This window comes from Desulfovibrio sp. JC022, from assembly GCF_010470665.1.
Lineage (GTDB): Bacteria > Desulfobacterota > Desulfovibrionia > Desulfovibrionales > Desulfovibrionaceae > Maridesulfovibrio.
In genome coordinates, this window is record NZ_VOPZ01000003.1 from 418,279 (window position 1) to 434,429 (window position 16,151).

A 16,151-nucleotide genomic window follows, 5' to 3' on the forward strand; every position below is an offset into this window, starting at 1 on the left:
AGAACATGAGCGGGAAATTCTTTTTGAAATCAATTCTGGTGTTGGCGCTGCTCGCAGCAGTTGCTGCCGGGGGGTATTTCAAACTGGAAGAGTTTTCCGCTGCCAAGGTCCGTGAGGCTGTAGACCGTCACGCTGATCTGGTTCGGGTGGATTTTGAACGGGCTTTGATCAATCCTTTTGATAAGTCCCTGCATGTCTGGAATATGGATTGCCGTTTTGCTACCGGAGCCGGATGTACGGTCCGGAAGTTGGAAGTGGAGTCTTTTGACCGCGATCATAGCCTGCCCCGCTTTTTTCGGGGAAGGGTTCAGGGAGTGTCCGTCCCGGTTGAGTTTGTTAATCTGGGAACATTGGCCCGAGATTTCCGGAAAATGGGTTATGAAAAATTGGATTTTGACCTATTTGCCGACTACAGCTATGAAGACGAAACCAAACGGCTGTCAGTAAAGTCGATAAATTTTGACGGAGCGGACCTCTGCCGGGTCAGCGCGGGATTCAGTCTCGGCGATGTGAACTTGCAAGGAGCCGGAATAAGCGGTTTTATTGGAACCAGCATGCTTGACGGTTCACTTGTCTGGCAGGATCTGTCCTTTACGGAAAAAGTGGTGGCGTTGTCTGCCGCAAGTGAAGGAGTCGGAGCGGAAGTTTACCGGGAAAAAATGCTTGAGTCCCTGCAATTGGAAATGCAGGAGGCCAGAAGTCTCGGTAACGGCTATGCTGAAAATTTTTATGCCGAACTTATGAAATTTTTAGAAAAACCCGGAAGACTGGTCGTAAGGGCTGATCCTGCGGAACCTGTGCCCCTGATTTATATGTTCATGGGGCGCAGCTTTGAAGAACTGCTTGACCTTTATGGCATTACGGTCGAGGCAAATTTTTATTCAAGAAAATAAGGAGTGGCTATGCGCCTATACAATACACTCAAGCGGAAAAAAGAAGAGTTCGAGCCTTTGAACGGCAATAAGGTAAATCTTTACGCCTGCGGAATCACTGCTTACGATCTCTGCCATATCGGCCATGCCCGTTCTTCCGTTGTTTTCGATATTCTGGTCCGTTACCTGCGCTTCAAGGGTTACGATGTTACCTTTGTGCGCAACTTCACTGATATTGATGACAAGATCATCAACCGGGCCAATGAGACCGGAGTTACAGCCACCGAACTTGCTGAGAAATTCATTGGCGAATTTTACGTGGATATGGATAAGCTGAACATTCTGCGCGCGGATATCGAGCCCAAATGCACCGAGCATATTCCGGAAATGATTGAGCTTACCCAGAATCTGATTGAAAAGGATCATGCCTACTCCACTCCTTCCGGTGATGTTTATTTTAAGGTTCGTTCTTTTGATGATTACGGGAAGCTTTCCGGCAGGAACATCGAAGACCTGCAATCCGGTGCGCGTATTCAGCCCGGCGAAGAAAAGAAAGATCCCCTTGATTTTGCTCTTTGGAAAGCAGCCAAGCCCGGCGAACCTTCCTGGGAAAGTCCCTGGGGCGAAGGTCGTCCCGGTTGGCATCTGGAATGTTCGGCCATGAGTGAAAAATATTTTGAACTTCCCTTTGATATTCACGGCGGTGGACAGGATCTTAGTTTCCCGCACCATGAAAACGAAATTGCCCAGAGTGAAGCGGCTACCGGCAAGGAAATGGCTCGTTTTTGGGTTCACAACGGTTTCGTGCAGATCAATTCCGAGAAAATGTCCAAGTCCCTTGGCAACTTTTTCACCATCCGGGATATCCTCGATAAATTCATGCCCGAAACCCTGCGCTATTTTCTGCTGACCATGCATTACCGCAGTCCTCTTGATTTTTCCTTTGAAGCTCTTGAGGAAGCTGAAAAAGGTATCCGCCGCGTCTATTCCGCGTTGGAGCAGACTGGTGAAGCTTTGCAGAAAGCCAAGTGGTCCAAGGCTGCACTGCCGGAAGAAGTTCTGGCCGAGATCGAAAGTGCTGAAAAGGGCTGGGCCGAAGCTATGGAAGATGACATGAATACCGCCGGAGCAATGGGGCATATGTTTACCCTGATCCGTCTGGCCGGACGCATCGCTGAGGAAAAAGCATGGCGTAAGTCAGAAGGCGGCCGTGACGCATGGACCCGTATCCTTGAAGATATGAAAGAATGGGGTGAAGTTCTCGGCATTTTCACCAGAGATCCCAAAGAGTTTCTTGAGGAACTGAAACTCTGTATGCTGGAGCGTAAGGGAATTGAGGTTGCCAAGGTGGAAGAGCTCGTTGCTGCCCGCAAGGAAGCCCGTAAAAACAAGGATTTTGCCCGTTCCGATGAAATCAGGGATGAACTGATCGAATTGGGCATTGAAGTAAAAGATACCCCACAGGGAGCGGTCTGGACTGTTATTTAGAGCTTTTGTTTTTATAGAAAAAAGATCATTTTTAAGAAACCGGATTGCTATCCGGTTTCTTTTTTTTTTATAACGAGGTACGATTAAAGAAAATCTATCTTTTATTTTGGGGATGTACATGAGAATTGGTTTAAAGGGTAAAAGCTATTTAATTGTTTCTTTCATTTGTCTGGTGGTCTTTATGAGCGGCAGTGTGCTGGTCTATCAGCTCAGCAGTCGGTCTATTTCCAAGGTTGAGAAAGTGCTGATGGAAGAAAATCTCAGTCGGGCTGATTTTGCTGTGCAGGAGAGTTCTCGAGGGTTGCAGAGTTTTTGTCGGGACTGGAGTTGGTGGGATGATACATATTATTTTGTTCAAGATCTTAACGAACAGTATATTCGTTCGAATCTAACTGAAGAAATCCTGACCAACCTTGATCTTGATTTAGTCATGTTTTTTGGCAAAGAAGGTAAACATATTCTCACACATTCTGCTGAGGGGATGGAATCCGCAGAGCTTTGTTTCGTTACCGATGGATGCCAGGGAAGCAATATTGTCCATAAATCAGGGCATGATGGGTTGACCGGTCTGGTAAGGATTAATCACAGGTTGATGCAGATCAGCGTCCAGAAAATCTTAGACAGCAATATAGAAAAGACTCCTGTGGGTACTCTGGTCATGGGACGTTATTTCGGTGACCGACAGTTAGTTAAGTTGGGTAAGGCCTTACAGATGGATTTGTCTTTTCAGGAATTAAAAGATGTCCCTGAAAAAGATATATTTTTTGTTTCTCCGGAAAGCGTAGAAGAGAAATTGAAGGGATTTATGGTTCTGCGTGATATTTTCGGAAAACCTCTGGTTCTGCTGAGTCTGGCTATGGAGCGTGATGCTTACAAGATTGGCAGTTCTCAGTTTACGATTTTTATTTATTTCATGTGCGGTTCCCTTTTGCTGCTAGGCATTGCCGTTACTTTTGTACTCAACAGATATTTTGTTTCGCGGGTGAAGATCTTACAGGGGCAGTTGCGCGGTGAATATTTCACCGGGCCGGAGAAAAGAGAGTTGCAATTGCGCGGAAATGACGAACTCAATGACCTTTCTGATTCTGTAAATGAAATTTTGGTCCTGTTGCAGGAACAAAAAGCAAAGGCGGAAGCCGCCAGTAAGGTTAAGACTGAATTTCTAGCAAATATGAGTCATGAAATTCGTACTCCCATGCATTCAATTCTTGGAATGGTGGAGCTGCTTAAAGAAACAAAAATGGATGATGAACAGCAGGACTTTTTGAATGTCGCCGGAACTGCCGGGGAAAATCTTCTTGAGATTATCAACGATGTTCTAGAGATTTCTAAGATTGAAGCCGGACATTTGGAAATTGAGAACCAGGAATTCATGTTGCGAGAGATGGTGGAGCGGGTTTCCGGGATTTTTGCTGCGGACGCTGCTCGAAAAGGATTGCAGATTGTTACCAAATTTGATGGCGATGTTCCTGATCGAGTCATCGGCGATGCTACCAGAATCAGGCAGGTGTTGAATAACCTGATCAGTAATGCTGTGAAATTTACCAGTGCAGGGACAATTGATGTTTTACTTTATTCTGATAGCGGAAAAATATTTTTTGCAGTGAAAGATGAAGGGATCGGAATATCCGAAGATAAACTCAGTCATGTTTTCAAGAGTTTTACTCAGGCTGATTCCTCCACATCACGTAAGTACGGTGGAACCGGGCTTGGATTGCCCATATCCCGTAAACTGGTGGAACTGATGGGCGGGAAAATTTTTGTATCCAGCACGGTGGGAGAGGGAACCACATTTCGTTTTTATGTGAATCTTGGAATTGTTTAAGTCCGATCTATCGATTGATCTGATTATACTTGTGATCTGCTATTGACATGGGTAATGTAGGATTTAATTGGTAAGGAAGTGTAGATAAACAACCTGTGAGGTTCAGATGTCAGATTTTCTTAGTCTGATTGCGGTTTTCGCAATCGTCTTCATCGTTGTTAAAGTGGTGATCCCGAAAATGGGAATTGCACCGTGACAGATCGGTAAGGGACCCCGTGGGGGCTCCAAAGGTAAAGACGGCGGCTGCGGAGGCAAGTAACTAGATGCCTATTTATGAATACAAGTGTAACGTGTGCGGGCATGAATTTGAGGAACTGGTCCTTTCTGCCAGTGCCGAAAATCCTGTTTGCCCGGAATGCAAAAGCCCGGATACCGGAAAGCTGCTCTCGTCATTTAGTTCAGGAGCTTCATTTTCCGACCCTGTTCCTTCCATTCCTCCGGGAGGAGGTTGCGGAAGCTCAGGTTTTTCGTGAGATTAAACAGTTCTTCCGGTCGGAAGATTGATGACAAAACGGCCCTGATTCATTTGAATCTGGGCCGTTTTTTATTTATTGATGTACCTGCCGCATACATTTAATCAGAGTTTTGATGCGGCAATCGTAGGTGTGTTCATTCAGGATTCTTTTACGCGCGGCCTTGATTATCCGTTTTCGTGCAGATTCATCATTCAGATATTTATCAACCAACTGCGGTATTTCAGCGAGTGAATTATAGACCGCTATTTCTTTGCCCGGTTCGAAAAGCTTTTCCATCTGGTAACGGTGATCGGTCAGGATGAAGCCGTTGCAGGCCGGAACATCAAAGACCCTCTGGTTGACCGCTCCTTTCATCTGCTGACTGGTGCAGTTGAAGTTAATTTTAGAACAGGGATAGAATCGGGGCAGGTCGTCATAATAGGACAGTTCATGGTGGTACTCCCATGCGCGATTGCTTTTCAGTATTTGTTTCCAGCCATCATCCCCTACAATGAGTGGATTAAAATCAAGGGTTTTTTGCACGCATGAAAGTCGGTATTCCAGTGTGGCCTGCCAGATGATCAGGGTTTCAAAGGCCAGCTTGCGGTGGGGAATTACGAGATTTTCATATTCCGGGTACAGTTCCGGGAAATCTGTTTTCAGAAAATTTACGACCGAATGTTCCGAACCCTGCCCGAATGCATGGGCCAGCTCTTTCCATTTTTCAGCCAGTAGACCGCTAATTTTTGAAGCCGTAAAACGTTTGGCGGTTTTGTGGACCATTGAGTTGCCAACAAATGAAATGTCCCGCGCCCATTTGCTCTCGGTGCAGCCTTTTGAGGGCAGGAAACGGGTCTGGTCTGTGCCCAGCGGCAGGTGGAATATATTGCTGAAACCCATCTCTCGCAGGGAATCCATGCGGTCCGCATCCCAAGTGAAGATTGTAGTGTCCTCATTTGCCTGTGCCTGATAAAGGGGCAGGATCAGCAGAGGGTTATCCACAAACCACGAGGCCAGCGGTAATTGAAATTTATGCAGCAGGGTGTTCAGTACTCCTTCCTGATCAACTCCGAGATGGTTGACCGTGAGTACGAAATCGGGCCTGAAGGTGTCGATGGCTGCGGAAATGCGGGTTACGAATTGTTCCAGCTCCATTTCTTTGGCGTCCATGTTTATGAACATGTGCGGTACACCCTGACGCTGGCATGCGGCAACGATCTCGCCCATAAGGAAATACTGGCTGGTTAAAAGGAGGATTCTGGGCTTTTCGTTTTGGAATTTGGGCCAGACCGGAAATTCGACTTCCTTGCTTTCTCGCTCAATGAGCAGTTTTTCTGTTTGAAGATAAAACTGGGAGAGGCGCAGGTAAAAGGGATTTTTCAGCAACTGGACTTTTTTACCGGAATTGGATTCCAGTTCCATAATGTGCTTTGCCGCATTCCGGGGTGAGCTGGTATTGATCCAGACCAGATTGGAATGTGCACGTAATTCTTCTTTCAGCCCGCTGGCAGCGAGGATTTCAGTTTCGCAATCAAGGATGAGCAGGGTACGGTCTTTCTGTTTAAGCAGCTCCCGCGCTGCAACACCAATGCCGGAGCCGATCAGCAAGGGGATTTTGTCTTCATCCAACTGCGTTGCGAGGTCAGTTTCCCTGCGCTGAGCGTATTTACCCCACATGTGCTTTTTTCTGCCGTCGGCCATGATGCAGATATCCAGGAGTTCTGTTTCATCCCTTATTACTTCGGCTGTGTAATTTGTGCTCATGTGGTTGGTTCCTACCACGAATCCCGGGCAGGTTTATGGTAGAAGAATTCAAGTCTTCTATTTTTGCGTTTGTTTGCCGGGCTGTCGTTTTTTACCAGTGGTTGAGTGTCTGCATAGCCCACGGCTTTAAGCCTTTTGGGGGCAATGCCGCCTTTTTCAACAATATAGCGCAGGGCACTTGCCGCCCGGGCGGAGGACAGCTCCCAGTTGGTTGGAAATTTTTTGGATCGTATTTCGGAATTATCCGTATGCCCGCGGACCACCAGATTGTAGTTATGGTCCTTGAGGATACTGATCACTTTGTCCAGAACCTTATGGGCGTCCGGTTTTAGTTTTGCTGATCCGGGCAGGAACAGAGTTGCCGAGTCTGTGTTGACAAGCACGCCGTCCTGATCCGCTTTTACCCCGGATGATTTGCGGGTAGTATCTTCCTCGTCCAGTAGGGCTTTGATGCGCAGGACCAGTCCGAGCAACCGTTTGTCATTGCTGTCCATTTTGACCTCTTTTCGTTTGAGGTCGGCCGGGGTCAGAGACAGATGGTCATCTTCCTTGCGTTCGATTTTTACACCGAAAGCATTCTTGAGCGAACCGAGCAGTTCCTTGAATTTTTCAAGGTCGTTGTTTGCAAAGGAGAGTAGCAGCACAAAAAAGCAGAGCAGAAGAGTTACCATATCCGCGAATGTGGCCATCCACGGCGGAAGTCCTTCTTCCGGCGGCGGATCGTTATTCTTCGGTTTAATTACTACTACTTTTACCATGCCGAACCTTTGAAGTTACGCCGCTGCGTCACGCAGGCCCGGGGAAAGGAATGCCTGAAGTTTTTCCTTAACAATGGAAGGGTGCTCTCCTTTCTGGATGGAGACGACTCCTTCAACCATGATTTCCATATAAGTGGCTTCCTCAATGGAACGTTCGGAAAGCTTGGTCGCCAGGGGCAGGAAAACGACGTTGGCCAGAATGGATCCATAAAGGGTAGTCAGCAATGCAACCGCCATTGCAGGGCCGATGGCGTCCGGGTCACTCAGGTTTGAAAGCATCTGGACCAAACCGATAAGTGTACCGATCATTCCGAACGCAGGAGCCATGGCCCCCATGCCTTTCATTACTCCCTGTCCCTGATAGTGTCGTTTTTTCATGGCATCGATTTCAATTTCCATGATTGAACGGACCAGATCTCCATCAGTGCCGTCTGCAACAAGGATAACCCCTTTTTTGAGGTATTCGTCGTCAATGGCAACTTTTTCCAGTGCGACAAGGCTTTCCTTTCTTGCGGTTTCAGCCAGTGCAACAATCTGGTCGATTATTGCTTTAGGGTCTTCAGATTTTGCGAAGAAGCCCTTTAAAGCAATTTTGAATGCTTTGAGAACCACTCCCATGGGGAACATGATGAAGGCGGAGGCAAATGTTCCGCCCACAACAACAACAAGGGATGGAGGGTCAACAAACCCGCCAGCGTTACCGCCCATAAAAATGGTCGCTACGATAAGCCCGAAACCGCCGACAATTCCTATTAAAGTTGCAATATCCATATTTGCTCTATCTCTTTAACGCGGGAGAGCCCACTTTGATCTCGTTGTTTTCATAGTAGAAAAATACATCTTCTAGAGGTTCATCCACTTGCATGTAAGCTTGACCGATGCTTATTTCCACTCCGGGTTTAACAATGCCCTGAACCATAATCCTACAACTTTCCAGCCTTTCCGTCTGCTGGATTTTGCCCCAAAGCTGCTTTTTCTTGTTTTTCAAAAAACGAATTTTCATTTCGCATTTTTCGATTTTTTCGGTGAATTCCGCAGTGGTAGATGCTCCGTTACTCATTATTTTCTGTAGTTTATTTGCTTCATCTTGCAAGACAGAAATTTGAGTAGAAATTTTATCGATCTGAAGGAGCAGTACTGGATTGTAGCCTACTACAACCTGCGATGCGGCACTTAAACCTCCGCCCAGTTGTTCGCCGATGAATACTATCTGGTCGCTGTAGCATTTGCCCCCGGCAAAACGTCCTTTCACTGCAAATTTACCTTCGCTGTATACAGTAGTGTGCATGCAGTTTTTATCAATGATAATATTTCCGCTGCTTACAAGAGTTGCATTTTCGCAAAAACTTGTGCGCAGGGTCTCTTTTGACTCAACAATACCTTTGCTGTTGCCCTTTATTCCCCCGTCACACTTGAGGAATCCGGCTGCATGCACATTGGCTTGCTCAATGATGCCTTTTACATTGATATTGTTGGCTTTAACATCCAGGCCGGATTTTATTGCACCGTGCACAACCATGTCCCCGACAAAAAAGATGTTTCCGGTGGAAAGGTTTACATCACCACGAACATTAAGCAGTTCCTTGACTGTTATCAGGCTGTCTTCATTGTAGAAAACATAGCCGTTGCGGGTGGCAATCAGCTGATCAGTATTGTCGGGATTGACCTTTGTGTTTGGGCCGCGGGGAAAATCTTTATCCGGGTAATGGCGCTGCCCAAGACCGCAACTGCCATCCTCGCCCGGTTCTTCCCACTGGGCAAGTACCTGACCGACAATTACGCTCTGCACGTAGCCCATATTGTAGTAGTCAACGCTTCCGTCGTTTTTTTCTACCGGCTTCAGGTCTTTGTAATCGAAATCCGGGTCAAAATAGTGTTTCAGGCAGGGCATGTATATGCTCCGGTATATGCGGGGGGCATTTAAGGGATTTCCATTTCGTCTTCAATGATATTGAAAAAGGAGATGAGTCTAACCAGTTCCAGAGTCTTACAGATCTGTTCACTTGGACGTAGCAGGTACATGTTTTTATTCTGGCTTTTAAGCCGGGAATTCAGCGAAACCAGAAAGCCTATCCCCGAGCTGTCAAGGAAACGGGCTTCGGAAAGGTCTGCAACTACAAGCTCCACGTCTGAAGATTCACAGTCCTGTTCAACCTGTTCCTTGAATGCATAAATGGTCTCAATGGTGATCTCTCTACCGCATTTAAGGGTCAGGATACCATCGTGTATTTTTATTACTTCTTCCGCCATTGATTATCCTTTAACTTGCGGGTGAGCTTTATGATATTCTTCTCTTTTACTTTAATGAGTTCAAAAGTATCCATCAGTTCGGACATGATGAACATACCTCTTCCTCCGACTGCTTCCGGGGAGGGCATGGAGAAGTCAATTGATTTGGAACAGAGTCCTTTACCCCAATCCGCAATTTCAAAAACGATATGGCTGCCGGGGTGAATTTCAATTGTCAGTTCCAGTCTGCTGCAATCCTTGATTTTATCATAGGCGTGCCGGGCTACATTGGAACATCCTTCAGTGAGAACAAGATCCATGTCGTGGAGGAGGTTTTCATCCACAACAAAATCTTTAAGAATGATAATTGCCTTGCGGGCTACTTCCCTGCTTTCTTCAGGGTTTGGAACTGATTCCAGCACAAAGCGATGCATTAATGCTCCATGTTTCCTGTCTGACGCAAAATCTGTTGCTTCAAACGTTACAACTTCCGGCTGCCATTATTGATGAGGATTAATATACCTAATCCTCTCTTTTTCGCAAAGGAAGTCAAGGTAAAAGCTTAAATTTTAGATAAAATCATCTGAATCAAGTATGATTGTTACCGGACCCCAGTTTACAAAATCCACGTTCATCATGGCTCCAAACTGTCCGGTAGCAACTTTTGCGGGGGCTTTTTGGCTTACATCTGCAACAAGACGGTCAAATAGATCGTTGGCAAGTTGCGGTGCGGCTGCCCCTGTAAACGACGGTCTACGGCCCTTTTTACAGGATGCGTAAAGGGTGAACTGAGATACTAGCAGTACATCTCCGCCGATATCTTCAAGAGAACGATTCATGCGCCCGTCTTCATCCTCAAAGATGCGCAGTCCGATCATCTTATCGATAAGAGTCTTCCAGATCTTTGATTCAGGCAGTTTTTCTGTATCATCTTTGCCGAATCCGGCTAGAACCATAATTCCGGGTCCGATCTCACCTACAGTGGAAGCGTCTACCTCGACTTTGCCGCCGCTTGTTCTCTGAATGACTAAACGCATTTTATTCCTCGGAGTAGGAAGCTACGGAGGATTCTTTTTCAGACACAGAAGCGTAGACCATTTTTATGTGTTCGTTTTCGACTCTTTTTTTCATTTCCTGATAAATGTAGCGAGCGATGTTCTCAGAAGAAGGGTTGCGGTGTTCGAAATATTCTGTGCTGTTCAGGTGTTTGTGATCAAGGGTGTCCAGTACTTCACTTAGTTCTTTTTTCAGCTCTTTGAAGTCCATAAGGATTTCAACTTTCGGATCAAGGCGGTCGCCTTCAATTTCAACTTCAACACCGAAGTTGTGACCGTGCATGTTCTCGCATTTTCCGCCGTAATTACGGAGCTGATGCGCGGCACTGAAGTCTTTTTTTACTTTGAGTTTCCATTTTCCTTTAGACATATCTCTCTCCAAGTTTTTATGCAAAATTTATCGTGCTTGTACTTATTAAAAACAACTATAAGGTTTTGGGATTCTTAAACCCTTTTGCAAAAGGGTTTAAGCCGCCGGAGGCATGCCTTTATTGCATTTTGGCTTTGCCATTCCCGTTCTTGCGCCATTGGTTGAATTCTTTCCAGAAATCGCCGTTGGGACGGATGTTGTAGCCGTGCCCGAGGCGCAGGGTGCAGATGGAATCGGCAAGAAACATCTGCATGGTTACCGGAGCTGAACCGGGATAACCGGCAAGGATCGCTTTCAGCTCGGCAATACCTTCTTCAGTGCACAGGGTGTGGTGTACGGAAAGCGGTACTGCTTCCTGGCATCCGGCCTGTGCGTTTTCCAGCGGTGAAATTTCATCGCACATGACCTTGGATTCCGCCGGAGCTTCTTCCTGCCCTTCTTCGGGGGGAGGGTTGTCCACCTTGCCTTTGATCAGCAAAGGGATGTCCTGTCCAAGATATTGATGCACTTCTTCATAGGTCTTGGGAAAAATGATTAATTCCCCGGACCCGGTCATGTCCTCAATGGTGGCAAAGGCCATTTTCTTGCCACTTTTTTTGGTAATGATTTCTTTGTGTCCGGTGATGATTGCCCCCAGCTTGACTTGAGCTTCATGGACCATTTTCGGACAATCTTCAATGGTCTGCAAACCGAGCCGGCTCATCTCGTGTCGATAGGAAAGCAGTGGATGGCAAGTCAGGTAGAAGCCGAGGGCTTCTTTTTCAAGACGCTGCATCTCCTTGTCATCCATTTCCTCCATGTTGAATTCTTCAAAGCTGACTGTGGCGGGTTTTTCGGCTTCACCTCCGCCGCCGAGCATATCCAGCATATTGATCATGCCGGATTCTTTTTCTTTGGTTTTTTTCTGACCGTAGGAAACGGCTTTGTCCAGCGAAGCGATCAGTCCAGAACGGGTAAGCCCCATGGAATCAAAAGCACCGGCGCGTACCAGATATTCAATGACGCGCTTGGTAACGCGGCGCAGGTTGACGCGGGTTACAAAATCCACGAAATCCTTGAAATGTCCGTTGGCCTGACGTTCGGCAACAATTTCATCAATCGCTTCCTCGCCAACGTTCTTGATTCCGGCCATACCGTAAATGATGTCGCCTTCGTACACCGAGAAACGGGCCACACCGAGGTTGATGTCGGGTTGGCGTACGGTAACATCCATATCGCGGCAGGCGTTGATGTACATGATGATCTTTTCGGTGTTGTTCATTTCAGTACTCATGAGTGCTGCCATGAATTCCACCGGGAAGTGAGCTTTGAGATAAGCTGTGTAATAAGAGATCAGCGCGTAGGCTGCGGAGTGCGATTTGTTGAAACCATAGGCCGCAAACTGTTCCATAAGGTCAAAAATTTCGTTTGCGGTCTCTTTGGGGATGTCGTTTTCTTTAGCCCCGTCAACGAAACGGACCCTGTGCTGGGCCATTTCTTCGGCGATTTTTTTACCCATGGCACGGCGGAGCAGGTCACCTTCACCAAGGGAGTAGTTGGCGATGGTCATAGCCGCGCCCATAACCTGTTCCTGATAAACGATTACACCGTATGTCGGCTTGAGGCTTGGTTCAAGGGTGGGCCAGAGGTAGGTTACCTCGATTTCACCGTGCTTACGCTTAATGAATTCATCGACCATACCGGAACCCAGCGGGCCGGGACGGTAAAGGGCGAGCATCGCGATGATGTCTTCAAAGCAGCTTGGTCTGAGCATACGCAGGTATTTACGCATACCGGAAGATTCAACCTGAAAGACACCGTCGGTATCCCCTTTACAGAAAATATCGAAGGTGGCCGGGTCATCAAGGGTGAGGGTATCGAGGTCCGGGGCTTCCTTGCCCTGAAGGCGGATGATGTCGAGGCAATCCTCGATAACAGTCATGGTTCGCAGGCCCAGAAAGTCGAATTTGATCAGGCCTACTTTTTCGACCTTTTTCATGTCGTACTGGGTTACGATTTCGCCCTTTTTACCTTTATATAGGGGCAGGTAATCGGTCATGGGCTTATCGGAGATAACAACCCCGGCCGCGTGAGTGGACGCATGGCGGGACATACCTTCCAGACGGGTGGCGATGTCCATGAGTTTGGCGATTTTGGGATCGGTGGCGACCATATTGCCCAGCTCGGGGATGGCCTCCACCGCGTTGGGCACGGTGATCTTGGCCTTTTTGACCCCTAAGCCCTGCGCAATAACTGCCGGATCATCAGGAACAAGCTTGGCAATGGGGTCAGTCTCGGAAAAATGCATGCCCATGGCGCGGCCTACGTCTTTGATTACCGCCTTGGTCTTCATGGTTCCGTAGGTGGTAATCTGGGCCACACGGTCCCAGCCGTATTTATCGGAGCAGTATTTAACTACTTCAAGGCGTCGTCGTTCACAGAAGTCGACGTCAATATCAGGCATGGAGATACGTTCTACGTTGAGAAATCGTTCAAAGAGCAGATCGTAAGGGAGCGGGTCGATGTTTGTGATGCGCAGTGCCCACGCAACAATGGACCCGGCAGCAGAACCACGGCCCGGACCGACCGGAATACGGTTGTCCTTAGCCCAGTTGATAAAGTCCTGAACGATTAGAAAGTAGGCCGGGAATCCCATTTCAATGATGATGTCCAGCTCGTAATCGAGACGATCCCAGTAAACCTTTTCATCAATGTCATACGGGGCAGTTTCAATACGTTTTTGCAGACCTTCTTTGCAGAGTTTTACAAACTCGGTATCGATGGTCATGCCTTCTGAAAGCTCGTATTCCGGAAAGTAGTAGTTGCCCAGCTCAATCTCAAGATTGCACATCTCGGCAATCTTCTGGGTGTTGGCTATTGCTTCCGGTACATGGGCGAAATATTCTTCGAACTCTTCCTGCGGTTTGAAGTAGAGCTGGTCTGTGCCCATGCGGAAACGTTTTTCAGCATCCACTGTGGTCTGGGTCTGGATGCAGAGCAGCAGGTCGTGGGCTTCGTAGTCTTCCTTGGTCAGGTAGTGGCAGTCATTGGTGGCAACAAGCGGCAGCCCGGTTTGTTCGGCACATTTCAGGATTCGTTCGTTGAGGTCTTCCTGTTCTTTGAGCCCGTTGGCCTGCATTTCAAGGTAGAAATTACCGGGAAAAATGGACTCGTACTGTTTAGCCATTTCCACACCGGCTTCAATTCCCTCATTCATCAGGACGCGGGGAACCTCGCCGGCAAGGCAGGCCGAAAGGGCGATTACCCCTTCGCTGTATTTATTGAGCAGGTATTTACTGACTCGCGGTTTGTAGTGGAAACCTTCGAGAAATCCCAAGGAACAGAGTCTAATGATATTCTTATAGCCCTGTTGATTTTTTGCCAGCAGTACGAGGTGGTAACGACCTCTTTTGTCTTTGCGTTTGTGTGCTTCCTCGTCATCTATGTCGCCGGGAGCAACGTAAACTTCACAGCCGATGATGGGCTTGATGCCCATATCCATAGCGGTCATGTAAAAGGTGACCGCACCGAACATGGAGCCGTGGTCGGTGATGGCAACGGCGGGCATGCCGAAGTCCTTGGCCTGCTGGCAGAGATCTTTGATACGGATGGCACCGTCCAGCAGACTGTATTCAGTATGGACGTGCAGATGAACAAATTCTGACATATATATTATTCCTGATGGGGAAATAGATTCGAGATAAAGGAAGTTAGTATTTATTTTTAGGCCCAAACGTCAATAGCCGGGAAAAGAATCACAAGCCCATTTCAGGGTTTAGTCGCGGAAAATAGTCCGCATTCCCGCACCGTTGACGAAACAGGCCGCCCATGCAAGAAATTTATGAATAATCAGCATAGGGGAATCGAGTATGGAATTCTCTGTTACATATATTAATGATAGGCTGCCCCTGATCCTGCTTTTTGCTACCGGGTATATTTTGTACCGGGTTATTGCATCAGCTGGATTGCCGGAATATATTGCTGCGCGCGCAGTGCGTTTCAGCCGGGGCCGGGTGGATTACTTGCTGCTTTCCCTGATGGGAGTCTCCGCACTGCTTTCCATGTTTATTCCCAATGCCGTAACTGTACTGGCTATGATCCCGGTCATCCGCAAGTTGGATGACGAACTGGAATCCATGACCACACCACTGACCCTATCTATTATATATGGAGCAAACATCGGCGGCATGGGCTCGCTCATCGGCAGTCCGGCAAATCTTCTGCTCCTTGGTGTACTGGATCTCTTTGAGGTTCCGGGGCGCAAGGGCATAACTTTTTTTAATTGGTTTGAATGGGCATTGCCGTTGGTGGTGTTGCTGCTTCTGCTGGCTTGGCTGGTGCTGCGCTTTTCTCTTCCTGCTAAGGATACAAATCCTTTTCAGGCATGCGAGGATAAAACTCTCCTGTCTAAGCAGCGTAAAGGGCTGTATGTTTTTGCCTGTTTTTTGCTGTTCTGGATTGGGGCATCAATCGCTGTGGAGTTGTTTGCGGCTTCTAGGGAGTATGAGTCGCAGGTAGCTATTTTCTTTTCTCTACTCTTTTGCGGGTATATCTTTGGGAGTGGCATGCTGCGGTTGCGAGATCTCGTGCAGGGAATTCCCAAGCGCGGAGTCCTGTTTCTGGTGTTACTGGGAGTCCTGATTGTCTTAGTGCGTATGTTCGGGGTTGATGAGTATGCCGCCGGGATGTTTACGGCCGTATTGGATTCACTGGGGCAGAGCGGGGAAGGGTACGGTATATATCTGGCAACAGCCCTGATGGTTATCCTGCTGACTGAGTTCCTGAGTAATACTGTGGTCTCTACTGCCTTCTTTGCGGTCATGGTGCATGTAGGCACGGCTTACGGGATAAGTCCGCTTCCGCTCATGATATTGGTTTCAGCTGCTTCTACTTGTGCATTCATGACCCCGGTAGCGACACCATGTAACAGTTTAGCTGTAGGGGAGATGCGCGGTATGTCCTTAAAGACCATGTTTGCTTTGGGTATGGTGCTAAATGTGTTTGGAGCGTTGATGTTGTCATTCTGGATATGGTGGGTGGTTCCGTTGGTATATGTGTAGCTGGTCGCATCAAAAGAAACGGCTTAGATGAGGGCTTAATCTACAAAATTAAGTAGATATCAACAATAATTCAAAAACCCCTTGACCCCGTCCGTTGTTTTCCATAGAACCTCTTTCTCGACGCAGCAACGGCTGAAAGCCACGAGCGTGTCGGGGATTTTTTTTCTGACTGACCGGACATTAGCGGTTGACATTCGGATCGGGTTTGCATAGATTCCCAATCCGCGCTTAGCGAAAGCAAGGCACTGAGATCATTGAAAAAATATTTTGCGAGAACATGAAAATTAATGATTGAC

General features: G+C 47.5%; 14 protein-coding genes. 5 read left to right on the forward strand and 9 right to left on the reverse strand.

From position 1 onward, the window contains the following. Nucleotides 1–5 precede the first annotated feature (5 nt). From FMS18_RS07055 to FMS18_RS07070, 4 genes are all read left to right on the forward strand, one after another. Entirely contained in the window at nt 6–893 is an 888-nt protein-coding gene (locus tag FMS18_RS07055) for a hypothetical protein (protein WP_163293033.1), read from the forward strand. A 9-nt stretch (nt 894–902) separates the two neighbouring features. Beyond that, nucleotides 903–2,360: a cysteine--tRNA ligase gene (gene cysS, locus FMS18_RS07060; RefSeq protein ID WP_163293034.1), complete on the forward strand. Its 1,458-nt coding sequence runs from the start codon at nt 903–905 to the stop codon at nt 2,358–2,360. A gap of 118 nt (nt 2,361–2,478) precedes the next feature. After that, entirely contained in the window at nt 2,479–4,185 is a 1,707-nt protein-coding gene (locus FMS18_RS07065; protein WP_163293035.1) for a CHASE4 domain-containing protein, read from the forward strand. A 263-nt stretch (nt 4,186–4,448) separates the two neighbouring features. Beyond that, nucleotides 4,449–4,658, forward strand: coding sequence for a zinc ribbon domain-containing protein (locus FMS18_RS07070; protein WP_163293036.1), 210 nt, complete (start codon nt 4,449–4,451; stop codon nt 4,656–4,658). A 75-nt stretch (nt 4,659–4,733) separates the two neighbouring features. On the opposite strand, the gene FMS18_RS07075 is transcribed toward FMS18_RS07070, so the two are convergent. From FMS18_RS07075 to dnaE, 9 genes are all read right to left on the reverse strand, one after another. Next, on the reverse strand, nt 4,734–6,404 hold the full coding sequence (locus tag FMS18_RS07075; protein WP_163293037.1) for a glycosyltransferase: 1,671 nt from the start codon (nt 6,402–6,404) through the stop codon (nt 4,734–4,736). Between the two features lie 11 nt (nt 6,405–6,415). Further along, nucleotides 6,416–7,162 carry an OmpA family protein gene (locus FMS18_RS07080; RefSeq protein ID WP_163293038.1) on the reverse strand — a complete coding sequence of 249 codons (747 nt, stop codon included), beginning with the start codon at nt 7,160–7,162 and terminating at the stop codon, nt 6,416–6,418. A 15-nt stretch (nt 7,163–7,177) separates the two neighbouring features. Further along, nucleotides 7,178–7,933, reverse strand: a complete 756-nt coding sequence (locus FMS18_RS07085) for a motility protein A (protein ID WP_163293039.1) — start codon at nt 7,931–7,933, stop codon at nt 7,178–7,180. Between the two features lie 7 nt (nt 7,934–7,940). Beyond that, the gene (locus tag FMS18_RS07090) at nt 7,941–9,053 is read right to left on the reverse strand and encodes a FapA family protein (protein ID WP_163293040.1); all 1,113 of its coding nucleotides are present in this window, start codon (nt 9,051–9,053) and stop codon (nt 7,941–7,943) included. A 29-nt stretch (nt 9,054–9,082) separates the two neighbouring features. Then, nucleotides 9,083–9,412, reverse strand: coding sequence for an STAS domain-containing protein (locus FMS18_RS07095; protein ID WP_163293041.1), 330 nt, complete (start codon nt 9,410–9,412; stop codon nt 9,083–9,085). Next, nucleotides 9,397–9,825, reverse strand: coding sequence for an ATP-binding protein (locus FMS18_RS07100; protein ID WP_163293042.1), 429 nt, complete (start codon nt 9,823–9,825; stop codon nt 9,397–9,399). The genes FMS18_RS07095 and FMS18_RS07100 overlap by 16 nt, the downstream gene beginning before the upstream one ends. Before the next feature lie 135 nt (nt 9,826–9,960). After that, entirely contained in the window at nt 9,961–10,428 is a 468-nt protein-coding gene (gene dtd / locus FMS18_RS07105; protein WP_163293043.1) for a D-aminoacyl-tRNA deacylase, read from the reverse strand. Between the two features lies 1 nt (nt 10,429). Beyond that, entirely contained in the window at nt 10,430–10,816 is a 387-nt protein-coding gene (gene queD, locus FMS18_RS07110; protein ID WP_163293044.1) for a 6-carboxytetrahydropterin synthase QueD, read from the reverse strand. A 118-nt stretch (nt 10,817–10,934) separates the two neighbouring features. Then, entirely contained in the window at nt 10,935–14,462 is a 3,528-nt protein-coding gene (gene dnaE, locus FMS18_RS07115; RefSeq protein WP_163293045.1) for a DNA polymerase III subunit alpha, read from the reverse strand. Nucleotides 14,463–14,664: 202 nt separating this feature from the next. On the opposite strand from dnaE, the gene FMS18_RS07120 reads away from it, so the two are divergent. Further along, nucleotides 14,665–15,855, forward strand: coding sequence for an SLC13 family permease (locus FMS18_RS07120; protein WP_163293046.1), 1,191 nt, complete (start codon nt 14,665–14,667; stop codon nt 15,853–15,855). The last annotated feature ends 296 nt before the right edge of the window (nt 15,856–16,151 follow it).